Below are 24,137 nucleotides of genomic sequence, written 5' to 3'. Positions count from 1 at the left end.
GTATTAGTGATGGTAAATATCTTCATACATTACCCCTGCACGGATTTCTATTGGAAGTTTATTTTCCTCCGGAACAATAGGACAATTGTAATCATAAGCGTTGTAAGCACAGAAAGGATGATAGGATTGATTAAAATCAAGTACAATGGTATTTCCTTTCGGGATTTTAAGATCCATATATTTCCCTCCTCCGTAGGTTTCCTTTTCATTGGTAGCATCACGGAACGGAAGGAAAAGATAGTCTTTATATTTTTCCTGTTTGATCAAGTCCAGACTTTGGTATAAAGTAACGGTATAAGGTTTCCCATCCAGCGTAAATGTTGCTTTTCCATATTCCTGATAAGACTTGGTTTTTCCTGAAGATGTAGGAAGATCAAAGGGTTTTGTATCTTCTGATTTTACAAATTGTGCAGTAACTCTGTATTTAGCATCAAAAGGAAAGAAAGGATGTTTTTTAAAATTTTTAAAATTATCACCTCTTAACGGAGTCTCTTTTGGGTTAAGGTATTCCGCATTCAGTTCTTTCTGAAATTTCTGGACCTCTTTCTCTTCCTTTGACATCTTTTTTTGAGAAAAGCCCCATAGTGGAAGCAGTAGAAAGAGTATGATATATTTTTTCATGAATTTAAAAATTATAAGTAAAGCTATGAATTTTCATTCCAACAAAAGTTAAAATTGTAATAAAAAATATAATCTGTGATAAATAAAATAAGCACCTTCACCTCTAGCATACTTTTTGAAAAAGAATGCTCATGGACAGAAAAAGCTTCATTAAGACCAGTGCTCTGGCAATATCGGGATTTTATTTTCTTCAATCTGAATTATTTCATGCTTCGGAAAGAAGAAACAATCAGATACAGGAATACCATGATGTTCCGATTGTTATTATTGGCAGTGGATATGGAGGTGCTGTATCTGCCCTTCGCCTGTGTGAAGCCGGAAAAAAAGTAGTACTGCTGGAGATGGGTCTTAACTGGGAAAAAGCAGGAATTCCATTTTCTAATCTTTTGAAACCCGGAAAAAGTTCTGCATGGCTGAAAAACAAAAGCATTGCTCCTTTTATGAATATCTTTTCGCTAACTCCTTTTACCGGAACATTGGACCGTCTGGATTTTGATCATATTAAAATCTGGGCAGGAAGAGGGGTTGGCGGAGGTTCTCTGGTGAACGGCGGAATGGCTGTTACTCCCAAAGAAAGCTATTTCAAAGAGGTTTTTCCTGATCTTGATGCTGAAAAATTTTATAATCATTATTTTCCTCTGGTACAGGAAGAACTAAAAGTAAATGTTATTGACGAACAGTTTCTGAAAGACTGTCCTTATTATAAATTCACCCGGGTAGGTGAAGAAGAAGCCCATAAAGCTGGTTTTAAAACAATAAGGGTTCCCAATGTGTATGACTTTAAATACATGGAAAAAGAATTCCGGAATGAAGTTCCCCGTTCAGCTCTTAATACTGAAGTGATTTATGGAAACAATCACGGGAAAAACAGTTTAGATAAAACCTATCTCAGAAAAGCCCTTGAAACCGGAAATCTGGAAATCCTTGATCTTCATCGTGTCCAGACCATTCACTTGAATGATGACAAAAGCTATACATTGAATGTCCAGCAGATTGATACTTCAGGTGCTTTGCTTACTGACAAAGTCTTTACCTGTAAAAAACTGATTCTTTCTGCAGGAACAATGGGCACTTTACAACTTCTGTTACAATCTCATGCAGAGAACGGATTTCCCATCCATGAAAAGATTGGTAAAAACTGGGGAAATAACGGAAATTTTATGACGGGGCGAAACTGGGTGAAGCCTTTGTCTGGTGGCACCGGAGCTAAGCAATCTACTATCCCTGTGGGAGGAATTGATAACTGGGATGATCCTGAACATCCGTTTTTCACAGAAATTGCTCCTTTGCCTATGGGAATGGATGTCGCTACCGCTTTGTATCTGCTTATCAACAGAGTTGAGAAAAAAGGTGAAGTCACATACAATAAAGCCAGCCAGTCTCTTACATTGAATTGGAACGAAAGCAATACTGTTAAAATGAAAGAAAATGCCCAATATTTTATCCGGAAAATGAATAAAGCCAATGGCGGTACCAGAAGTCATCTTCTTTTCGATAATGGTTTTGGAGCAGATATTTGCTATCATCCGCTTGGCGGGTGTGTTTTAGGAGAAGCAACCAACGAATATGGAAAACTCAAAGATCATGAAAATCTCTATGTTCTGGACGGATCTTTAATTCCGGGAACCATTGGTGTGAATCCGTTTGTAACTATTACGGCTATTGCAGAATATTGTATTGAAAACCTTATTAAACAGAATGAATTTGCCTGAAATTAAGACATTGTCTTCACATTCTTAAGATAGTTCCGAATATCATCCTCCAGCTTTGACGGATAGATAAAATGAAGCTTTTCAGCCAGTGAAGTTCCCAACTCATGAACCAGATCTGCATAGGCAAACAATGCATTCCAGTTTTCTTCAATATTACTTCCTGAGAAAGTTTTTTCCACTTTATTCCATAGATCAGCGGACAGGTATTTTTTGAAAAGCCTTCCGTGTTTATTGGTTGTGATATTATTCCACTCATGATTTCCGGCAATATGCCACTCAATCAAAGGGACGAGATAATCTGTGCGGAGAATGTTTTCAGACATAAATTTGGCATAAAAAATATCTCCACGCTTCAGGCACTTTGCAACATAGGTTGTATCCCACCAAAAATCATTCATCAGCTGCTGAAATTCTTTTTCCTTTGGCTTCTGAATCATGATTGACTGATACGTTGGTGGTTTCAGATTCTTAGTCAGGTCATCTTTATCTACTAAAACTTTATACCCTACATCCCAGTCTTCAGGAAGATTTTCTTCTTTAATTTCTTCAATAAACTCTGCTACCTGATACAGCTTAAAATCAACTTTCACATCGTCTTTGTACAACACCATTTTCATAGCATGCCTTCCGGCAAAAACACGATCGTCTTCTTCAATCATGGAAATAGGTTCACCAAAGAGTCTGATCCACTCATTTCCGGATTCATAAGTTGCTCTGTTACCAAAAACAAGTTCTACATCTAGATCACTGAAATCATCTACCGGAGCATAAGGATTTACCAATGAACTGGTCAGGAGAACAGCACGGATATCAGGATTGTTTTCAGCCCAGTGAATAATCTGTTCCAGCTTTTCTTCCCTTACTTTCATATTAATAAGATTCTGATATTTTTACACGATATACGTCAGAAGAATTTCTCTTGATTGATTCTACAAAGAATCCTCCTTCCTCAGGAATAACTTCTTTCAGATCAAAACTTTTGCAGTCTTTCGGGAGACCTGAAAATATAAGGGTAAACCAAAAGTCTTTCATAAAGGGAACTGGTGTCCAATAGGGCGAAATTGAAATATTTTCCGCATGAATCATTTTGCTTCTATGCTCAGACTGGTTGTCAAAAAGATAGGTCGAATGCCAGATCCTAATCAGGTTTCCCAGAAACGGTGACGCCGGAAAGCAACAGTGTACAATAACCTGCCTCTCCTCTTCTGTTTTCGCCTGAAGAGATTCCAGGATTTCCTTTGCAATGACTGGTTTTACAATTACTTCTTCCACCTTTTTATGAGTAATAAGTAATGAGCAATGAGTAATAGCGATTATTACTTATTGCTCATTATTGATGTTAATATTCTAATTCTAATTTTTCTTTGGTGTAATTTCGTACTTCATGGGTCAGCTCAGGGTTATCAGCCAGTTTTTGTCCGTAAGAAGGAATCATTTCAAGCAGCTTTCCTTTCCATTCTCCATGCAGTTTTTCAGGGAAGCATTTTTCCAGCACGTTCAGCATGGCATATACTGCTGTGGATGCACCTGGTGAAGCTCCCAATAAAGAAGCAATGGTTCCAGACTTGTTCACCACAACTTCGGTTCCGAACTCCAGCTTACCTCCTTCTTTTTCATCTTTTTTGATGATCTGAACTCTCTGTCCTGCTACTTTCAGTTCCCAGTCTTCTTCTTTAGCATCTTTTATAAATTCTCTCAAATGCTGCATTCTCTGAGACTTCGTCATGGCAACCTGCTGGATCAGATATTTCGTTAATGGAATGTTGTGCCACCATGCTCCGAAAAGTGATTTTAAGTTTTTGGTATTAACACTTTCAGGAAGGTCCAGATAGCTTCCTTCTCTTAAGAATTTAGTTGAAAATCCTGCAAAGGGTCCGAAAAGAAGGGCTTTTTTCCCATCGATGATTCTAAGATCAAGGTGTGGAACAGACATTGGCGGAGCATCTACCGTAGCCTGAGTATATACTTTAGCATGGTGTTTTTCTACCAGCTCCTGATTATGACTGACCAACCATTGGCCGGAAACCGGGAAACCTCCGTATCCTTCACTTTCTTTAATATCTGAGCTGTCCAGTAACGGAAGCGCGTATCCTCCCGCACCGATAAATACAAAATCTGCTACCACTTCCTGTTTATGGCTATGGATTCTGTCTTTCACTTTCATTTCCCATGTCCCGTTTTCTCTAGGGCTGATATCTTTTACTTCGTGGTATAAGAAAACCTCAACATTGGAATCTTCCAGAAGATGTCTTCCCATTTTTCTCGTCAATGTTCCGAAGTTCACATCTGTTCCCATATCCATCTTCGTTGCAGCCATTACTTCAGACTGATTTCTTTTGCTCATCACCAAAGGAATCCATTCTTTAAGCTTTTCATGATCTGTAGAAAATTCCATTCCTGAAAAAAGGACAGATTCTGCCATTTTATCGTGGCGCTTTTTAAGGTATTCAGCATCTTTTTCTCCGAATACCAGACTCATGTGTGCACAGGAATTGATAAATTCTTTAGGCTCACGGATATATCCTTTGGTAATCAGATAAGACCAGAATTGTTTTGAAATTTCAAACTGCTCTGCAATGCTTTCTGCCTTGGAAATATCAATAGATCCGTCTGGTTTTTCAGGAGTATAATTTAGCTCACAAAAAGCGGAATGTCCTGTTCCGGCGTTGTTCCATGCAGCTGTACTTTCTTTGGCAAACCTTCCGAGTCTTTCGAAGATAGCGATTTCAAGATTTGGATCAAATTCATGAAGCAGCGTTGCTAAAGTGGCGCTCATGATTCCGCCGCCTATCAGTACAACGTCGTATTTAGGTTTCGGTGTTCTGCTTGTAAGCGATTGTGACATAATTTTAAAATTTTACTTCAAATTTCGGGAAAAGTTTTAAAAAGCGGAACGATTTTAACACGTTATTTTTTTGTTCAAAACACTTATTGAGTACACAACAAAAAACCATGGAAAATTTCAATAAAGTCCCATTGAAATGATTGATAATGTAAAATATTTCTTTATAAAAATATTAATTTTTTATTTTTTTATTTCACTGAATGGTAACTAATTAATGAATAATTCAAGAGTAAAAATTTTAAAAAATTTAAGTTTATTTAAGTTCATCATATTAAATACTGCAATCATAACTATTTACACTATTTTATTTTATCAACAACAAGTGACAAATAATTATACTAAAATTATAAAATATCACTTTTTATTGATAAATATGCAATTTTATAGATACAATTCTATACATGCCACATTGAAAAACTGTTTTTTTTACGTACCTTTCAATTGATTTAATACCTATTCCAACAAGTATTTAATTAAAATTATTTCATAAACATACTAAAGATGAGAATTATTAACTTCGCGAGTACATTGTTCGCTACAATGGGATTTGCCCAGAGCGGAAGTGTAGGAATCAACACGTCCACACCGGACCCCAGTGCTATTCTGCACATTGAGAACTTCAGTGGAACCCCAGCTACAGCTACAGCCACCATTTCGGGAGGTGCTGTTATCGGGATTACCATCAGCAACGGAGGAAGCGGCTATACTTCGGTACCAACAATTAATTTTTATGGAGGAGGATCTGTGGTGAATGGAGGTTCAAAAGCCCGTGCTACAGCAGTCATTTCCAACGGTCAGCTAACAGGTATAACGATTAACAACGGAGGTAGTGGCTATACTACAGCTCCTAAAGTAACTGTTTCCGGAGGTAATAAAGGAGTATTATTCCCCAACCTGAATATTGCTAACCTAACCAGTACGACAAGTCCTGTTGTCTCGCCTGCCAATGGACTTATTGGATTCAATGGAGGAACTAACAGTAACAACAAAGCTCTTCATTTTTTTAATAGCACGACCAATTCATGGCAAAGCACAATTGATGCACAAAACACTCCCAAGGTTGCCTATCTTGATTTTACCGGATCACTATCGGCTCTTGACAATGCGATAGCAGGTGCCAGCACTCAGCTTATAGTTAATAATCCTGCCGTTTCGGGGGTATCAAATATCAGTGGATTTAAAGTTCTTCCGAACACTTCCGGAGGATATTCCCTGATTCTTCCACAGGGAAAATATCTGGTAGAGGTTAACCTGAATTTAAATTCACCTCAGGAAAGTCCATCCGGACAGGGAGGTACAGCACCTCTTTCCGGGAGTACTTATTATCTGATGGGATATTTTATAGATTTCATCAACGATACCTATAATAATACAACGAATACCTTTACCGGAGGAGGTGCTACAAGGAAAGAAGTTCCTATTGTTTCTAAAGTCAACACCAATCATCTTGCCACCTGGTCCTATTATTACACTGTTCCGGCTAATGTGAACGCCAATATTATAGGAGGATTAAGACTCAATCTTGGAAGAATGCAGAACAGTACATTCTACGATCTTGTGAATGTAATTCCTACTGGCTCTTATATTAAAATATCTCAGCTATAAAAAAACAATCAACATATGAAAAAAAGTTATATCCTGCTATTATTGATTATAGCTCATACCATATATGCGCAGGTTGCTATTGGGAAAACCTCAGTAAACAGCTCAGCTGTGCTGGAAGTTTCACAGACCACCAATAAAGGAGTACTTCTGCCAAGAGTAGATATTATAGATGTTTTGAATAATACCTCTCCGGTAAATAATCCGGCAGAAGGACTGGTTGTTTATAATAAAGGGAACTCCATTAGCCCCGGTCTTTATATCTGGAAAAGCAATATGTGGACTCAGCTTTCTGATACGTATAACCTGGTAAGTTATATGATGCTTCAACGCACCTCTGATTATTCAATACTTGGAGGTCTTGCCAACGGTACATACAAAAATTTCAATGATGCCGCATTTACTGTTGTATCTAATGATATCGGAGCTTTATACAATACTTCTACAGGAATTATCACACTTCCCGGAAACAGCGGTTATCTGGTGAATGTATGTCTTAACATCAGAACAGCTCTTGAAAGTACGACTGCCGGAATAGGAGGAACTTCTGTTCATCTGCATCAGTATCTTGTAAAACTTATTGATCCGTCCACAGGAAATCAATATGGTAAAACAATTAGTATCAATGCACAATCAATTGCCAGTAATAAGACCCATACTCTGAATATGAGTTTCTCTTTTGTAACTACTTCAGCAGCTCCTATTCTTTTAGTTCCTGCCATTGCTCATGATGCGGGAGGAACTTACCAGAACGGATCCGGAGGAACAACGCCTAATAACGGAGAAATCATCATCACGAATGCTAAAGTTGATATTCAAAGATCAGCACTTAATCAATAATTTATAGCACAATGAAAACATCTATTTACATAATCGGTATGATACTGTTAAGCATTTTTTCAAATGCACAAGTTGGTATTAATACAAACACGCCTAATTCAAGCAGTGTTCTGGACATTAGTTCTTCTAATAAAGGAGTTCTTCTTCCACAATATGATCTGCTTGTTCTGAACAGTACCTCCACTCCCATTGTGAATCCTGCAGACGGGCTTATTATTTACAATAGCGGAGGAGCATCTACTTTTCCGAAAGGATATTATGTTTGGGTAAGAAATCAATGGCAACGTATTATAGTTTCCGGTTCAGAACCTCAGATCATGTCTTTGCTTATCAGTCCGGGAGTACTTATTCCTACCGGAAGCACGAATAATACATTAGGGAACTTTGCGGTTACTTCGAATAAAATTACAGGAGCTTCACTAGGCGCGGATAATTCCACGATTACCTTGCCTGCCGGAACATATATTGTACGGTATTCTGTGGATTCCAGCAATGCGAATAATAATAACGGAACGGCTAACACCCAGTATCTTTCTCAAAATTTTACCTGTACCCGTTCTTATCTGATTAATTCCGCTACCAGTGCAACCATTACGGAAACCAACAGAATGTGCCAGTTATCAAGCTCATTTACATTTTTCCAGGGAAGTTATTTTTTAACACTGGCTTCTCCAACAACGATCCGTCAGAAGTTCGAATTTGATACAGGAAACGGTTTTACCGCCAGTAATCTTAATGTAAGATCATCATTATCACTTGTCATTACCAAGATGAGTCTATAAAAAAACTTAAGCATGAAAAATGCTTAAGTTTCATTATTTATGTTTAACAGGACTTTAATTTTTAAAGTCCTGTTTTTTAATTCAATTTTGCGGTCAATTTTTTAAACTGCTTTTCAGCATTTTTACCTTCATACAAAATAGCATATACGGTATCAATAATCGGAAGTTTAAGATTTTTCTGTTTTGCCGTTTTATAAATGGAATCTGCAGCGTAATATCCTTCTGCTACCATGTTCATAGACTGAATGGCAGATTTTACGGTATATCCTTTCCCAATAAGGTTTCCAAGGTTTCTGTTTCTTGAGAAAAGTGAATATGCCGTTACCAAAAGGTCACCCAGATATGCACTTTCATTCACGTCTCTTGGTGCCTCATAAATCGCTTCCAGGAATGTTTCCATTTCACGGATAGCATTGGAAACAAAGACTGCTGTAAAGTTATCACCATAACCCAATCCACTTGCTATTCCCGCTCCGATGGCAAAAATATTTTTAAGAATGGCGCTGTATTCATTTCCTAAAATATCTTTGCTTGTATGAACTTTAATAAAATCTGAACTGAAGATTCCTTCAAGTTTTTCAGCAGTCTCATCTTCTACAGCCGCAATAGTAAGATAAGAAAGTCTTTCCATAGCCACCTCTTCAGCATGACATGGCCCTGCAATAACGGCCTGATTTCTGAAACCAATTTTAAATTCATCACGCAGATAGTGCGCTACCACGTCATTTACTTTAGGAATAATTCCTTTAATTGCTGAAATAAAGATCTTATCTGAATATTCACAGGTCATTTTATCCAACGTATCAGACAGATAGATAGACGGTGTTGCAAGAACAATAACATCACAGGCAGTAACCAGTTCGTTAATATCTGTTGTCAGTTTTAAACTTTTAAGATTAAAATGGGCAGCCGTAAGATAAGTTGGGTTATGTCCACGAAGCTCAATAGCTCCTTTTACAAATTCATTTCTTACACACCAGTGTACTACTTTGCAGTTTTCAACAAGCATTTTTACAATAGCGGTTGCAAAACTTCCGCTTCCTACAACTCCTACAGAAATATCCTTTTTATTCTTTTTTGGATTCGAAGATTCTGAAATAATTTTCTTTTTAGCCATAATTGGAATGTGAACTGCAAAGATATTAAAACAAAGACGTAACGCAGGCTTTGAAACTATGATAAAAACCATTTTCTGAAAAAATTAACACTACAACACAATTAAATAGCTAATTAGCCGTTAAATACAGAAAAAACTGAATTTTAATTAAAAATAACTCACAAAGCTTATTTTTAATTAAATTTGCAGCTTCAAAACCGTTTTAACTTACTAAGAGAAGAAATATGAAAAAATTTCTAAACAGCAAGAAGAACGTAAACATTCTCCTGGGAGGACTTTTACTAGTAGTTTTTGCACAAGGTGTATTCATTGCCAAACTCTTTTCTGAAAGAGATGACAAAACCTACGAAGTAAACCTTGTAAAAATAAACACTGAAAAAGACAGTGTAGATTATTTAAAAATGAAAAGTGATCTTACTCTTGTAGATCAAACCGTTGCTCAGCTCAACTCCTTCCTGAAGTCCAAAGACATCACTAATGAAAAACTAATGATGCTCAACCAGGACAGTATTTCAAACTCTATTTATCTTTCCAAACAGGCTAACCGATACAGCCAATATCTGATGGATCTTCAGAAAAAACTCATGCAGGTTCCCTTAGGAATGCCTACTGATGGCTATATTTCCTCTAATTTCGGGATAAGAAAAAATCCTATTCCTTTCAAAACTGTTTTTGCTTCGGTAAGATCTAGTGCAGCAACAGAGGCAAAACCAACAGTAGTGGCAGCAGCTAAGCCTGAAGTAAAAGCTGAACCTGTTGAGAAAATTATAGAACTTACAGACAGCTATGGAAATAAGAGAGAAGTAAAAGTAATGGTAACCCCAAAAACGGCTCCTGTAGCTGCAACTTCTGCTCCTGCAACCACAACAAAAGCTGCTTCCGGAACGCCTGCAACTAAAACTGCTGTCGCTGAAAAAAACAATCCACCTGCTGAAGCTGATCAGATGCAGTTCCATAAAGGACTGGACATTGCTGTTGCCTATGGTTCTGATGTAAGAGCTGCTGCTGCCGGAACAATCATTTTTTCCGGACAAAAAGGAGGCTATGGAAACTGTGTAATTGTTTCTCACGGAAACGGGCTGGCTACTTTATATGGACATTTATCTCAGCTTATTGCAAAAGTAAATGATAAAGTAAAAGTTGGTCAGGTCATTGCAAAATCCGGAAATTCCGGGCGTTCTACAGGACCTCATCTTCATTATGAAGTACACAAAAACAATACTCCGATTAACCCGAAATTGTTTATGAATCTATAAAAGAAAACTGTCTCTCATGAGACAGTTTTTTAGTTTTACAAAATAGAGTATTCATTTAAAGACCTTTTTTAAACACGAAGAACACGAATAGTTCCACGAATATAACCAATCACTAATATAATTCTCATGATCATAGATCTTCAAAATCTATAAAATCTGCGAGAGATTATTTTAATTCAAAGTTTTTAATTTGCTTTCTTTTGAGGCTAAAGAGGCAAAGTTAGAATCAGCAAGCTGATTTGATGAGCTTTAGTGATATTTTATTGTAACTATTATGATACAAAAAAGACAGCTGCCAATGCAGCTGTCTTTTTATTTTAAAATTTTAAGCGTTCCTTTCGGGTGGGTAAATGTACCGTCGGGACCTGCAATATTCGAGAAGATGATATTTTTATTATAATCCTGAATATGGGTTACATTGAAACCAAGGTGTGGCTCATGCCAGTAGATCATAAAAACATTTTTTGCTACTTCTACTGCAGTATATTCTACAGTGTCCGTACTGTTTTTTGAACTTCCGGCTGTTCCTGTGAATGTCATGGTTTTATTATCTTTAAAATCAAGAACGAATTTAACTTCTCCAAAGTCCACTTCCACTTTTTGTCCTATTGCCGGATAGGGTGATTTAAGATCCCAGTCCATTTCTTTAAGATAAACCTTTACTCCCATTTCCAGCTCTTCTTTTCCTGGCAGATCAGGGTATTTTTTTACCATGAAATCTACAATTGCGGATGTAGTTTTGTTTTCAGTAACTGCCTGTTTATAATTTTCCAGATAGTTTTTCACAAAATCAAGAGATTGTGGTGATGTGGAAAGCTCTGCAAAATGAGAAGGAATAACTTTTTCCGGTTTCAAACCTTTCATAGCATCAATCTGCCCTATCCATTGATCAATGGCTTTGACATTCTGTGTATCTGCCATCCAGAGATGTGAGCCAACAGAAACTGAAATCCCGCCTGCAATGGTTTTGATGGACGGAATCCAAAGAAAGCTATGTGCAGGATCTTCAGGATTTTGTCTGATTTCAATTTTGTTTCCTTCAAGATCAGGAATTGAAGTAACTGCTTCAGGAATTATAATTTCTGATGGGGCATCTGCCTTCAGCTGTGGTTTCCACACTCCCATTTTATCATCTTTTGATGCTGATATAAGGTAAGCAGTCTGTGCCGTTGAGATAATTTTAGCATTAGGAAAAGCTTTTTTAATCACATCCAATCCAAAATAGAAATCAGGATCGCTGTGAGAAATAAAAACGGTTTTCAGGTTCTTTCCTGTTGCTTTTATTTCTTTTACCAGCTGTTCCGCATATTGTTTCTGAAACTGAACATCTACCAGTATCGCATCTTTATCTCCGTAAATAATGGTAGAAGTAATGGGAAAAATAGCTTTGGTTCCCGGATTATAAACTTTCACTTTGAGATTCCCTGCAAATATGCTGATGAATCCCAACAATGCTAATAACGACCATAATTTTTTTTGTATCATTTCTGTTCTTTTATCAATTAATAAGCTGCTGTGAAACGTTCACGGATGTGATTGTTCTGCTCTAATTCGTCTACTAAAACTACGGCTACGTCTTCTACAGACAGACGGCTTCTTCCGTTTTCATCAAATACCGGAGTTTCCAGTGAAGTTCTGTATTTTCCTGTTCTTTCTCCTACATTCGCCTGGTTCATTTCTATAGCAGGGCTGAAGAATGTCCAATCCAACGTATTATTTTCCTTGATTTTGTTTAGATAATCTCTTGCTGCTGTTGCACCAGGTTTGTAAGCTTCAGGGAAATCAGGAGTATCTACAATTTGTACGTTATCGGGTGTGTAAAGGCTTCCTGCTCCACCTACTACAATCAGTCTTTTTACTCCCGACTGTTCTACAGCTTTTTCAATGTTCTCAGAACCGTTTAAAAAATCGTTGTAAAGGTTAGGGTTGGTCCATCCTGCATTGAATGTACTGATTACTGCATCACTTCCTTTCAATGCTTCAGCCAGTTCGCTTACATTGTTTACATCAACACTTTTTGCAGTTACATTTTCCTGTGTTTTCACTTTTGATGCATCTCTTACCAATGCTTCCACCGCATATCCTCTTTCTGCTAATTCTGATACTACGTGTGCTCCTACAAATCCTGTTGCACCGATTACTGCTACTTTTTTCATAATGTTTTATTTTTTTTAATTAAACTGTAATAAATTTTGTTACATTTAAGATGAAATTTTTTTATTCGAACTGGTCAGTGAATTCCTGTAATGACTTATCTCCTAAAAAGTTTACCACCAATTGATCTGTTTCTTCAAATAATGTATTTAAATGATTGTTGATCTCCTTTCCAACACTGCACGCGGGATTGGGATTCTGATTTTTTTTGCCTAATACTTCTGTATTTTTTACTGCTTTATAGATCTCGGAAATTGTGATCATTTCAGCATTTTTTGCAAGCTGACTTCCTCCTTCTTTTCCTTGTCTGCTGATAATCAGACCTGCTTCTCTCAATACGCTGATCTCCTTTCGGATAATCACCGGATTCACATTGATACTACCGGCCATCCAGTCAGAAGTAAGCCACTCCTGAGGGCTTTTCGCCAATAGTGTCATTATATGTACTGCCGTAGCAAATCTTGTATTGTTCATTGTAATTACTTTGCAAAGATACACATTTTTTAAATGTAACAAAATTTATTACAGTTAATTTTTTCTTAAAGAATTAATTTATCCAGATCCAGCAACAAATAATTGATATTTTGATTAATGGTACGTGTGGCCGACTGCATCTGATTGAGCATGGCAGCGCGGTTATGAAGATCGTCTGCTCTGTAAAACCCTCCATCACTGAAGATTACAGACTTATCTGCTGTTTCTTTATTGTCATCAAACTGGTAATGAAGCCATCTTAATTTCATATTTCCGATAATGGAGTGTTCTTCTCTGTTGGAAAACTTTTTCTCTGTGTACATATACCAGATAAAAGGGGGAAAATTCGGAGACTCTAATTTTTCTTTCCAGATATCTCTCAAAAGGTTTCTCTGGTGAATAAACTCTACCTTTTTCCCTTTTGGATTAAGGGTTGCCAGTCCAAAACCTGCTCCCAGAACCCCTCCGCCTATATCAATGGCATTACTCCAGCCTTGATCATGTACAATTCCTCCTGCTATGGAAGCGGCTGCTCCAGCAACGATTGAATATAAAATAAGTTTGTTATTTCTTGATGAGTTGAGATTATCCACATAATTTCCAATCTGGGCTACTCTTTCCCCTTCACAGTCAAACTCTGCAGCTACTGCATCCAGTTCCGTAAGAGCAATCGTTATTTTGCTGTTTATTTTTGTCTTCAACTGTAAGACTTTAATCTGGGAAGCAAGGGATGAGTCTTTTTTAAGATCAATAATCTCATGAACCTCATCTAAATTATCCAGTGCGTTTAAGATGAGGATACTCTGGTCAGAAAAGACCTCTTTTAATTCTTTATTGGCTGCCAGTATAGAATCTGAATTATAAGACGGAAGTTTGTTGCTGTAGTTATATTTGAACGGCGCTTTACAGTAGCTGTCTTTCAGGGTAAGAATATTCTGCTGAATAGCCTGATTCTTCCTGGAAACACAGGAAGTAAGAAGCCCGAAAACAATCAAAAGGTAAAAAAGTTTTTTCATACAGTCATATTTTGTGTTGCCCGGACGTATTGTAAAATCATCTCTTTTTTCTTCTTCATTCTACAATTCATCCATACGAATATAGTACAAATAAAAAAATTTACCTGAAATCAGGTAAATTTTTAATCTATTTTTAAGAAGGATTATTTAATATCCAGTAATTCAACCTCAAAAACAAGAGTACTGTTTGGTCCTATTTCCTTGCTGATCTCCTGATCTCCGTATGCTAAGTGCGGAGGAATAATCAATCTCCACTTACTTCCGACAGGCATCAACTGAAGAGCTTCCGTCCATCCTGAAATCACTCTGTTCAAAGGGAAAGATGCAGGTGTACCTCTTTTTACAGAGCTGTCAAATACTTTCCCGGAAATAGTAGTTCCGTGATAGTGGCATTTTACAGTAGATTTGGGTCCTGGTTTCGGGCCGTCGCCTTCTGTAATGATTTCATACTGTAAGCCGCTTGGTAACTGCACAACGCTTTCTCTTTTACCATACTCTTCCATATATTCTTTACCGTCTTTCAGGTTTTTTTCTGCTAATTCTTTTTTACGTTTAAATAACATATCTGCTACTCCCATATTATAATTTTTTACAAAGATAAGGCTTTTTGGGTTTGGAAGATGGGAGCACGATAAGCGAAGTTTAAAAGCCTGAAGAATTTTCCTCTCAAACAAAGTGACTTTAATTCATTCTCATTAAAAATAAATAAACACTAATAATCAAAAAGTTAAAAAGATTATTTTTCAATAATCATTAATCATATAGTCTTACATTTTTGATTTTCAAAGATCTTTTCCACAAAATTCAAATAATTGTAATACTTATTTAACACAGATTTCGAAACTTGGCGTTATAATTGGATTTTAAAAACTAAATGCCAAATCCACTAAAATATAATAAGAAGTTTGATGAACTGAATGAAGAGGAAAAAAAGCTTCTGGAAATCAATAAAAAAACAATAGCAGATTTTGTTGAACAATCCTCTTCCATCAGCGATGTCAATTATGCTACCAGAAATGCCCATGCCAAAACGTATGCGGCAGCAAAAGGTACATTCAGGATAGAACCTGATATTCCTGAATCACTGCAGCCTTTTTTTGATAAGGAAAAATTTGATCTTACTATACGGTTTTCCAATGCTCAGCTGAAAATTAAGAATACAAGAAAGGATATTCCTGCCTACGGCTTTGCAGTGCAGATCAAGGATGAAAACGGTGGGCTTCTTGCCAATTATCCATTGGTGAATTTTCCCCTGTTTCCTATAAATTCTGTTTCAAATTTTTTGAAACTGTTTACGGCGGTCAACAGATTTTACACCAAAAAATGGAGCAGTTTGTTTATCTTGCTGCTTCAGATGATTAAAATGACTCCTTCCCTGCTAACAGCTGATATGATTCGTAATATGATTAAACTCCTTCGTAAAAGAAATGATTTTATTCTTTCCTTCGACTATCATTCTATAGGAGCTTACCGGCTTGGAGATCATATCATCAAAATAAAACTTTCTCCTCAATCTGTGGATAAGAACATTGGAAAAAAACAAAAGGTCAAGGATTCTTTAAAAAACTATTTGCAAACCCATGACTTTACTGCAGATGTCTTGATACAGATATGTTATGACCTGAAAGACCAGCCTGTCAACAAACTGAATGTAGAATGGAAAAATGCTCCTTTTATTAAAATCGGCGAAGTAAAAATCGACAAAGATTCTTTGCTGGATTCCCGTAACTGCAACACTGAACTTCTTTCATTCAATCCTTTTGAGAGTAAAATATTTTTTCAGCCTGTAGGAAAAATACAAAAGCTGCGTGATGAAGCTTATAAAGTTTCTGTGCAGACCAGAAGGAAAATTAATAAGTTACTGCATGGGAAAAACAGTTAAAATAATGATGAGTTATGAATGATGAATTTTTGCATGTGATGTGAAAAAGATTGATCCAACTAAAAAATAAAAGACTGTTGTGACAACAGTCTTTACATCTTATTTAAACTTTCGTTCTTCTTCTTTGATCGCCAGATCATTGATACTGGCATATCTTTTTGCCATAAGCCCGTTTTCATCGAATTCCCAGTTTTCGTTTCCGTATGCCCTGAACCAGTTTCCCTCTTTGGTCTGATATTCATATTCAAAACGAACGGCAATGCGGTTATCCGTATGTGCCCAATATTCTTTCTTAAGCTTATAATGAAGTTCTTTTTCCCATTTATTCTGAAGAAATAGTACAATCTCTTCTCTCCCATTCACAAAGGTATCTCTGTTTCTCCATTCGCTATCGATGGTATATGCTTTGGAAACCTTTTCAGGATCCTGACTGTTCCAGGCATCTTCTGCCAATTGAATTTTTTCCAGTGCCGTTTCAAGAGTGAAAGGCGGAAGCGGATGTTTCTGTTCCATAACTCATTGTATTGAATTGCTGACTATCTTTTTTGATTTTTCAATTAATTCATTGGATTTGAAAAGCTGGCTTTCTATGATACTGCTTTCAAAAAGCATGTAGATATGATCGGAAAGTTCATCATCATTCAGCAATTCTAAAAAAAAATTTCTAAGATCTGCTTTATGAGACTGAATAACGCTCAGTATTTTAGTATTATCCATGGGGATTTCCGACAGAATATTCAGAAAGCTGCAACCTCTGAAGTTTTCCTTTTCATTCATATACACCAGAAAATCAAAAGCACTGATGATTTTAGACTGTAAGCCATTTCCTTTTGCTATAAATTGATTGAGTTCATTGAACCAATACTCATGTCTCACCTTCAGAAATTCTACACACAGATCTTCTTTGGATTTAAAATATTGATAGAAGCTCGCCTTGGCAACTTCAGCTTCGGAAATAATCTGATTGATTCCGGTAGAATTATACCCTTGTTTAGCAAACAATTCAAAGGTCTTTTCTACAATTCTTTCTCTTGGAGATTTCATATGCTTTTCTTTTCTGGAACAAAGGTATGAAAAAAAAATATATACAGACCAGTCTGTATGTTTTGTTTTTGAAAATATTTCTTTGAAGGTTGGCTTGAGATGTTTGATAAACAAAAGCTTGATAAACAAAAAAGCCTCCAGAAATACATTCCGGAGGCTTTTATATTATTTTAAGTGCGATTATTTTTCGTCCAATTCTTCCTTCTTCTCTTCTTCTTTTTCAGGGAAGATGATGGATAAAAGAACAGAGATTACCAATACTCCTCCTACGATTCCCAATGAAACCGGAGACGGAATATGAATCCATGGGGCAATAAGCATTTTAACTCCAATGAAGGACAGGATAATAGCCAATCCGTATGGAAGTTTGCTGAACATATGAATAAAGTTCGCTAACAGGAAGTATAATGATCTTAATCCTAAAATTGCAAAGATATTTGATGTATAAAGGATAAAAGGGTCATTTGAAATCGCAAAGATTGCCGGAATGGAATCTACTGCAAAAAGAACGTCCGTAAACTCGATAACACCCACTACTACTAAAAGAGGAGTTGCCATTTTGATTCCGTTCTGGATGGTGAAGAACTTATCTCCATCGTAATTGTCTGAAACTTTCCAGAAACTCTTGATCAGTTTTGCTCCTGCCGTATTGCTGTAATCTTCATCATCGTCATCATCACCGTCACCCCATGATTTGATCCCTGCATACACAAGGAATAATCCGAATAAGGTCATGACAACGTTGATTTTCACTGCTTCACCGAAGATATTCATTTCAGGAAGATACGTCAGATTGATTAATCCTACTCCTGCAAAGATAAATATAGCTCTGAAGATCAGTGCTCCGATAATTCCCCAGAAAAGAACTTTATGGTGAAGAAATTTCGGAACTTTAAAGAACCCGAAAACCAGGATAAATACAAATAAGTTATCTACAGACAAGGCTTTTTCAATCCAATAGGCAGCCTGATACTGTGTAAATTTCTCTACTGCCAAAGCATGGCTTTCAGGGCTTCCGTCGGTATTGAATACCCAATAGACCACTCCTGAAAAAACCATAGAAAGCGAGATCCATACAATAGACCAGATGGTAGCTTCTTTGGAAGAGACTTCATGACTTTTTTTATTAAATACCCCTAAGTCCAGGAGCAGCATGATAACGACTGTTACTGCAAATCCCCACACCAGACCAGGGTGCAGTTCTAAAATACTTTGATGTTCCACTTGAGTTATGTTATTATATGATAAAAGCAATAGATGCACAGAGTACAAATATTGCTATTTTATTTATCTTTGATTGTCAATTGATTATAGATAATTCATCTGTACCGTCTGGATTGTCTGCTCCAACTTTTTATCCGCTGTAGGATCTCCGATCGCATTGAATTTCCATTCTCCGTTTCTCTTATAGAAAACACCCATTACCATGGCAACATGTCCGCTGAAAGATGCGTCATTCGCAATATCATATTTTGCAAAGACCTCTCTTACATTGGTAGGTGATCCTTCATAAATACGGATAGAAGCAAAAGGAATAGTGCCGAAATCCTGGCCTCTGTAGCTGTTCAAAACCATTGCCACATGCTCCACATTTGGTTCCAATTGGCTGAAGTCTACCGTGATTACTTCGTTATCCAATCCGTCATCTCCATTCACGTCACCGGTAAGGTCGTCTCCGCTGTGTTTTACAGATCCGTTTCTTGATTTAAGATTTCCGAAATAGATTACTTCTGTAACGTTTTTGTTTGAATCATATAAAATACAGCTTCCGTCCAAGTCTACTGCTTCTTTCTTTGTTCCGAAAAATCCTTTCTTTTCGATTGCTCCCCAGTTGATTCCTACACAAGCCTGGGAAAGCTCAGCTCCATTTTCTTTTTTAAGGTTAATTCTCTGACCTTTTTGTAAGTTGATAGCCATCTTTCTATGTTTAGTTGTTATTTACTTTTTTGCAAAAAAGGTAATCTTCTTTGCTTTTCAAATTTCGTTCTAGTTATTATTCAAATTCAAATTAAGCATTGCCCGCAGAATATTCGTTTCTTCGTCGAAGTCAAAGATTTTACTCATAATATCCATATTTTCCAGGTTTTTAATATAATCTTTCAGAACGCCTTCCACTTCAGCTGGCAAAGTACGCTTTCTTTCGTTCATACTATGTTCCAGCTGCTCATTTTTACTTCTCAGCTGATCAATAATGGAACTCTGATTAGACTGATTCTCGGAAATATCCAGCTTATCCAGTTCTTTGTCGAAAAGATACAATTTCTTTTCGTCTACACTGAAAATAAAATAATCATCAGACTGAAAGATTCTAAAAAGTTCATAATCGTGGGTTCCGATAAGGTAACCACATACGAAACGGACTTTAAACCCCTGTATATTAAGCCTTCCCAACAGTTTCCTTTCGATGGAATATTCTTTATACTGATAGGAAGGAAAAGAATCAGTTTTCAGCAGTGTTTCATCTGCCTCCGATCTGTAAAATTCCTGGGCATATTTTTTATGAAAGTACAGTACATTTTCCCAATTGGCTGTAAAACGATCTTCCGTTAAGTCTTTATACACTGTTTTCAAGTGCTGGGAAAAGACACCGCTGTACATTTTCCTGTCGGTTTCAAAACTGTCTACCCTTCTTTCTTCAAAACCTGAAATATATTTACTGTTGATGTTAATTTCATTGATGACCGCCAGCATGTCATTTTCCTTCTGTTTTTTAATTTTTGTCAGAAGTTCTATAAGGCTGTCGGTATACTGCAGGTGGAAAAGTTCCAGTTTATTATAATCTAAAGCCGTATTTTCCTGGAACAGATTGTGAATAATATCCGTTTTGATGTAAATAGATATAATATCAATATGTTCAAAAAAATTAGCGAGAAGCTTAAGCTTTGTTAACCTTCTTTTGCTTTGCGACAATATGGTTGCTGCATCATCCCCCACCTTGGTATCCTATAAATTAACCTCTGACATTTGCTTTTAGTTCGTGCTCCAATGTCTGAAGATCCTGATCCAGTTTTCTTCTGTTGTCAGCTCCCTGTTTCTGGATTTGTTTCACTTCATTCAATGTATTGATCAGCATTGATGTTGTTTCTCTCAATGTTTCCACCGATACGATAGTCTGCTCGTTGGCTCTGGCAACATTCACTGAATTCTGGCCAAGACGTTCCGCATTCTTTCTTAAAATCTCTTCTGTAGTAGAAGATACTTTTTGCTGGATTTCAATATTCTGCTGCTGTCTGTACATCGCTACCGCAAGGGAAAGCTGGTTTTTCCAAACCGGAAGTGTAGTGGTAAGAATCGTCTGTGCTTTTTCAGCGATAGAAACGTTGTTGTTCTGTACCAGTCTGATCTGAGGAAGTGACTGCATCATAATCACACGAACCACTTTAAGATCAGCCATTCTCCTGTCTAGCCTTGCAATGAAATCTCTTTTATCTGCAATCTGATAATCCTGATAAATCTGCGGATTAGCTTCCATCTGAGCAAGCTCGCCTGCCGCTCTTTCCATTCTGATATTACCTGCAATGACAAGCTCTTCAATCTGCTTGATAGAATTCACATTGCTTTCAAAAATAGTCTGAAGTACAGCGTTATCTTTTGTAGAGGTGATAATTCCCGCATTTACTTTATAAGAAATCTGCTCGATATTGTTGATGATCTTATCGTATTTTGCAAAAAGATTTTCCACCTGAGTCATTACCTTTTTCATGAATGGCAATTTGCTCAGGAAACTTTTCACTTTATTTCCGTTAAGTTCTTCAACATCTACATAGTTAAGCTCTACCAAAAGATCGTTGATAAGCCCACCAACTTCTCCTGAGTTTGATCTTCTTACATTTCCTAAGAAGCTGTCACTCTGGTTGGTTAATGTTTTCTGAAGCTCTGCCCCGAAATTCACGATGGAACCTGGGTTGGTCTCGTCAATAGAGTTCGCAAGAACTTCATATTTCTGACGTTCTTCTGACTGCAGCTGTGTCAGATTTACATTTCCCTCTCTGTCCACAAGAACTGCCGGCGCCGCATTCTGAGCGGGCTGAGCTGGAGTTGGGGGAACCATTGGAGTCGGTTCAAAGGTTTTAAGGGGTTCTATTGATCCTAGCGGATCTATGGGTTGATTTTCCTGATTGTCCATGATTACTTCTGATAAATTGATACAAATTTCTCAAGGCCGTCTCTCTGTCCTGCACCTACAGCCTCAAATTTCCATTCTCCGTTTCTGTTGTAAATTCTTCCGAATTCTACAGCGGTTTCGATTGAGAAATCTTCGTCTAATTCATATTTTAAGATCTCTTCATTCGTATCTGAATTAAAAATTCTGATGAAAGAATTTCTTACCTGTCCAAAGTTTTGTTTTCTTGAATCTGCTTCGTGAATTGTTACTACTACTGTAATTTCTTTGATAGCGCTGTCAATTTTAGTAAGATCAATTTTGATCTGCTCATCGTCACCCGATCCTTCTCCTGTAAGGTTATCACCCGTGTGGATTACAGATTTGTCCGGAGACTCAAGATTGTTATAGAAAATAAAGTGATTATCTGAAACTAATTTTTTGTCGTCCCCAAGCAAAAACAAGGACGCATCAAGGTCAAAAGCGGTTCCTGTAGAAGTATTATTGATATCCCATCCTAAACCTACAGTAAATTTAGGTGCGTTAATGTTTTCTCTTTGTCCTTTTTGTAAGTTAATAGCCATAATATAATTCCGTTTGTGTTAAAGTATTGATGTTATTTTCGTATTCTTTTATTAAATGATAATTGTTACTGATCGCCAGCTCCAAAAGCAGGTCCATCTGTTCCTTTTTTACTTGAGACGTAAGATAATCAAAATTACTTGAATCTAGGCCTAAAATATATTTGACAATCCTTGTATTGAACTGAAAACTTTCTTTATTCATCACTTCTGCAACATGATTTACATTTTTTACAGCATAGTAGTTGAAAAAGTTTTCAATTTTCGGGTCAAGGTCAAAATTCATCAGTTCTGCATAATACAGGAACATAAAGTCAGCCTCCACGTTATATTCATTCAGGATTCTGTTGACAGTATATTCATGACTTCCCGTGATTTTTATATCGTCTATAAAAATACAAAGTTTTCCTCTCAAAAAGTCCTTATCGATATAATAAGTGTCATTGGCGATCAGATTTTTGCGGTCTTCAAAATTGAGATTCCCGTAATCTGTGATGTATGTATGGTTTCTGTTGATTTTAGATAAAATACTTGACTTTTTTCCTTTTTGAAACAGATAAAAATCCAGGTGTTTTTTAAAGTAAAAACATAAAAAGTTGGATGCAGTAGGAATCGCCATATAGGGGCTTGGAAGCACTACAATCTCTTTATCTGTACTTAAAAGCTCTTCATTTTCGGAAATAAATCCGTCGAATAATTCTCTTGCGAATTTTTCAGCATACGACTTATCGCCATACTTGAAAAAGCTGTATTCTGCAGGTGAGAAAGTAAACTCATCCGCCGAATGAATGTGGTGTAAGCTGTATCTTTTGTTCATGTTTATTTTTAGTGTTTAAGTAAATGGGCACTGAAACCAAAGTTCTTTGCTCCCTGATAATCTGCCACCGGATTATCTCCGATATGCAGAATCTGGTGCATGGGCAAATCCTGATCTTTGATCTTATTCTTCACTTCCTGAAAAATAAGCGGGTTAGGTTTGGAACAGTTGATTTCATCAGAATAGATATGGAAGTCTATGTACTGATCCAGGTTTTCATGAATCAGGAATTTCCGCATTGTTTTCCCTTTGATAAATCCAGTGTTGCTTAGAATATTTATGGTCTTTCCCTGATTTTTAATATGCTCAAAAAAATCATGAATATTTTCAAAAATTACAACTGGTTTATATTCCAGAAACAATTCTTCACTTTTGTTATAAAACTCATTAAGTTTTTCCTTATTAATAAGTTTTACGTCTACATCCAAAGCCCCCAAAATCATCAGATAAATTTCAAAAGTATCAATATTCCCCCCTGTCACCTCATTGATGGTATTACAAAGATCATCGTAATATTTTACGGTTTTCGCAACCTCATCTATCGGTTTATCTACGTTAAAAAATGAGGAGAACAGCTCAACTCTTTTTGCTTTAAATTCAGGATGAGATTTGATTAAAGTGAGCCACAGGTCAAAGGAAAAATGACAGTGGTTATGGATGTCGATATCTGTTTTCAATAGGTTTTAAGTTAAAAGTTTTTATTTAGCTTCTTGAAAAAGATTTAAAATTTTTTAATCATCAAAAAGTGTCTACAATACTATTCTTCCCAAAGATAAAATATTTATCATAAAAGCATTACGTTCAAGTTCTGTTTTAAGATATTTTTATGAAAATCCAAGGTTTTGAAAGGTTCACAGAAGATGATTGATGAAGCGTTTAAAAAAAATATTTTCAAAAATTCTTTGGAAATCAAAAAAAAATTATAATTTCGCAACCGATTAAAAATCAACAATGTCAACAAAAATGATAAATATTATAACGTTAAGCAATCCTGTCAGAGCTGTGTTCTTTGGCAGCACTGAATATTTATCTGAATAGTTCTATAGATCTTTTATACCCAAAAATATATTGAAGACCTGTCTATTCGGATAGGTCTTTTTTGCTGCCCTGATTTCAGACTTTAACAATTCAAACAACTTCTGCTGTTTGTTAAGATCTCTGAAAATTTTCCTTTGATACGAAATACGAAAATGTTTTACCGGCTTTATAAGACCGGAGTGTATTTTGTGCTTATTTTTTTCAGAACCTTTTCCGAACACAGATCTAAAAATCAACAATTTAAATTAAAAAAA

25 protein-coding genes are annotated in these 24,137 nt (G+C 36.5%); 6 read left to right on the top strand and 19 right to left on the bottom strand.

Translation table 11 applies throughout. The features are described from left to right. Window positions 1-3: 3 nt before the first annotated feature. Entirely contained in the window at window positions 4-621 is a 618-nt protein-coding gene (locus DEU39_RS22430) for a DUF1684 domain-containing protein (RefSeq protein WP_120233428.1), read from the bottom strand. 131 nt (window positions 622-752) lie between these two features. On the opposite strand from DEU39_RS22430, the gene DEU39_RS22425 reads away from it, so the two are divergent. Further along, entirely contained in the window at window positions 753-2,333 is a 1,581-nt protein-coding gene (locus tag DEU39_RS22425; protein WP_120233427.1) for a GMC family oxidoreductase N-terminal domain-containing protein, read from the top strand. 2 nt (window positions 2,334-2,335) lie between these two features. Here the strand turns inward: DEU39_RS22425 and DEU39_RS22420 are convergent, their stop codons facing one another. From DEU39_RS22420 to mqo, 3 genes are all read right to left on the bottom strand, one after another. After that, on the bottom strand, window positions 2,336-3,202 hold the full coding sequence (locus tag DEU39_RS22420; RefSeq protein ID WP_120233426.1) for an AadS family aminoglycoside 6-adenylyltransferase: 867 nt from the start codon (window positions 3,200-3,202) through the stop codon (window positions 2,336-2,338). Window position 3,203: 1 nt separating this feature from the next. Further along, the gene (locus tag DEU39_RS22415; RefSeq protein ID WP_034693615.1) at window positions 3,204-3,605 is read right to left on the bottom strand and encodes a hypothetical protein; all 402 of its coding nucleotides are present in this window, start codon (window positions 3,603-3,605) and stop codon (window positions 3,204-3,206) included. A 67-nt stretch (window positions 3,606-3,672) separates the two neighbouring features. Next, complete coding sequence (gene mqo, locus DEU39_RS22410; protein WP_062675510.1) at window positions 3,673-5,178, bottom strand: malate dehydrogenase (quinone); 1,506 nt, start codon at window positions 5,176-5,178, stop codon at window positions 3,673-3,675. Between the two features lie 501 nt (window positions 5,179-5,679). Between mqo and DEU39_RS22405 the strand changes: the two genes are divergently transcribed. Genes DEU39_RS22405 through DEU39_RS22395 form a run of 3 tightly spaced genes read left to right on the top strand, consistent with a single transcriptional unit; the run spans window position 5,680 to window position 8,402 of the window. Next, on the top strand, window positions 5,680-6,783 hold the full coding sequence (locus tag DEU39_RS22405; protein ID WP_147367637.1) for a hypothetical protein: 1,104 nt from the start codon (window positions 5,680-5,682) through the stop codon (window positions 6,781-6,783). Window positions 6,784-6,798: 15 nt separating this feature from the next. Continuing rightward, entirely contained in the window at window positions 6,799-7,620 is an 822-nt protein-coding gene (locus DEU39_RS22400) for a hypothetical protein (RefSeq protein ID WP_062675512.1), read from the top strand. Between the two features lie 38 nt (window positions 7,621-7,658). Further along, window positions 7,659-8,402, top strand: coding sequence for a hypothetical protein (locus DEU39_RS22395; protein ID WP_147367636.1), 744 nt, complete (start codon window positions 7,659-7,661; stop codon window positions 8,400-8,402). A gap of 76 nt (window positions 8,403-8,478) precedes the next feature. Here the strand turns inward: DEU39_RS22395 and DEU39_RS22390 are convergent, their stop codons facing one another. Beyond that, window positions 8,479-9,519: an NAD(P)H-dependent glycerol-3-phosphate dehydrogenase gene (locus tag DEU39_RS22390; RefSeq protein ID WP_062675514.1), complete on the bottom strand. Its 1,041-nt coding sequence runs from the start codon at window positions 9,517-9,519 to the stop codon at window positions 8,479-8,481. A gap of 224 nt (window positions 9,520-9,743) precedes the next feature. On the opposite strand from DEU39_RS22390, the gene DEU39_RS22385 reads away from it, so the two are divergent. Beyond that, window positions 9,744-10,775, top strand: a complete 1,032-nt coding sequence (locus tag DEU39_RS22385; protein ID WP_082798828.1) for a M23 family metallopeptidase — start codon at window positions 9,744-9,746, stop codon at window positions 10,773-10,775. A 312-nt stretch (window positions 10,776-11,087) separates the two neighbouring features. Here the strand turns inward: DEU39_RS22385 and DEU39_RS22380 are convergent, their stop codons facing one another. The 5 genes from DEU39_RS22380 to DEU39_RS22360 form a co-directional block, all read right to left on the bottom strand. Beyond that, a complete protein-coding gene (locus tag DEU39_RS22380; protein ID WP_120233423.1) occupies window positions 11,088-12,260 on the bottom strand; it encodes an MBL fold metallo-hydrolase in 1,173 nt (390 codons plus the stop codon). 17 nt (window positions 12,261-12,277) lie between these two features. Further along, a complete protein-coding gene (locus DEU39_RS22375) occupies window positions 12,278-12,931 on the bottom strand; it encodes an NAD(P)-dependent oxidoreductase (protein ID WP_120233422.1) in 654 nt (217 codons plus the stop codon). Window positions 12,932-12,992: 61 nt separating this feature from the next. Then, window positions 12,993-13,403: an Rrf2 family transcriptional regulator gene (locus tag DEU39_RS22370; protein ID WP_076596660.1), complete on the bottom strand. Its 411-nt coding sequence runs from the start codon at window positions 13,401-13,403 to the stop codon at window positions 12,993-12,995. Between the two features lie 65 nt (window positions 13,404-13,468). Further along, entirely contained in the window at window positions 13,469-14,419 is a 951-nt protein-coding gene (locus tag DEU39_RS22365) for a hypothetical protein (protein ID WP_062675518.1), read from the bottom strand. A gap of 143 nt (window positions 14,420-14,562) precedes the next feature. Further along, window positions 14,563-14,997, bottom strand: a complete 435-nt coding sequence (locus DEU39_RS22360; RefSeq protein ID WP_052198510.1) for an FKBP-type peptidyl-prolyl cis-trans isomerase — start codon at window positions 14,995-14,997, stop codon at window positions 14,563-14,565. Between the two features lie 296 nt (window positions 14,998-15,293). On the opposite strand from DEU39_RS22360, the gene DEU39_RS22355 reads away from it, so the two are divergent. Next, entirely contained in the window at window positions 15,294-16,301 is a 1,008-nt protein-coding gene (locus tag DEU39_RS22355; protein ID WP_120233421.1) for a catalase, read from the top strand. A 99-nt stretch (window positions 16,302-16,400) separates the two neighbouring features. Here the strand turns inward: DEU39_RS22355 and DEU39_RS22350 are convergent, their stop codons facing one another. From DEU39_RS22350 to DEU39_RS22310, 9 genes are all read right to left on the bottom strand, one after another. Then, window positions 16,401-16,814: a DUF1348 family protein gene (locus tag DEU39_RS22350; protein WP_120233420.1), complete on the bottom strand. Its 414-nt coding sequence runs from the start codon at window positions 16,812-16,814 to the stop codon at window positions 16,401-16,403. Window positions 16,815-16,817: 3 nt separating this feature from the next. Further along, window positions 16,818-17,345, bottom strand: a complete 528-nt coding sequence (locus tag DEU39_RS22345; protein WP_120233462.1) for a TetR/AcrR family transcriptional regulator — start codon at window positions 17,343-17,345, stop codon at window positions 16,818-16,820. Window positions 17,346-17,525: 180 nt separating this feature from the next. Continuing rightward, window positions 17,526-18,569, bottom strand: coding sequence for a TerC/Alx family metal homeostasis membrane protein (locus DEU39_RS22340; protein ID WP_062675523.1), 1,044 nt, complete (start codon window positions 18,567-18,569; stop codon window positions 17,526-17,528). An 84-nt stretch (window positions 18,570-18,653) separates the two neighbouring features. Continuing rightward, window positions 18,654-19,262, bottom strand: coding sequence for a TerD family protein (locus tag DEU39_RS22335; protein ID WP_120233419.1), 609 nt, complete (start codon window positions 19,260-19,262; stop codon window positions 18,654-18,656). A gap of 69 nt (window positions 19,263-19,331) precedes the next feature. After that, window positions 19,332-20,255 carry a hypothetical protein gene (locus tag DEU39_RS22330; RefSeq protein WP_228436877.1) on the bottom strand — a complete coding sequence of 308 codons (924 nt, stop codon included), beginning with the start codon at window positions 20,253-20,255 and terminating at the stop codon, window positions 19,332-19,334. 40 nt (window positions 20,256-20,295) lie between these two features. Beyond that, window positions 20,296-21,471 carry a toxic anion resistance protein gene (locus DEU39_RS22325; RefSeq protein WP_171006279.1) on the bottom strand — a complete coding sequence of 392 codons (1,176 nt, stop codon included), beginning with the start codon at window positions 21,469-21,471 and terminating at the stop codon, window positions 20,296-20,298. 2 nt (window positions 21,472-21,473) lie between these two features. Beyond that, window positions 21,474-22,031 (bottom strand): TerD family protein, encoded by a 558-nt coding sequence (locus DEU39_RS22320; protein ID WP_062675525.1) that lies wholly within the window; start codon window positions 22,029-22,031, stop codon window positions 21,474-21,476. After that, the gene (locus DEU39_RS22315) at window positions 22,021-22,845 is read right to left on the bottom strand and encodes a phosphoribosyltransferase family protein (RefSeq protein ID WP_062675526.1); all 825 of its coding nucleotides are present in this window, start codon (window positions 22,843-22,845) and stop codon (window positions 22,021-22,023) included. Before DEU39_RS22315 ends, DEU39_RS22320 begins: the two co-directional genes overlap by 11 nt. An 8-nt stretch (window positions 22,846-22,853) precedes the next feature. Then, a complete protein-coding gene (locus DEU39_RS22310; RefSeq protein ID WP_120233417.1) occupies window positions 22,854-23,522 on the bottom strand; it encodes an HAD family hydrolase in 669 nt (222 codons plus the stop codon). Window positions 23,523-24,137: the final 615 nt, after the last annotated feature.

Origin of the sequence: Chryseobacterium sp. AG363, from assembly GCF_003610675.1 — a bacterium.
Lineage (GTDB): Bacteria > Bacteroidota > Bacteroidia > Flavobacteriales > Weeksellaceae > Chryseobacterium > Chryseobacterium cucumeris.
The sequence above is the reverse complement of the archived record's forward strand: the minus strand, read 5'-3'. Positions and strand labels throughout refer to the sequence as shown.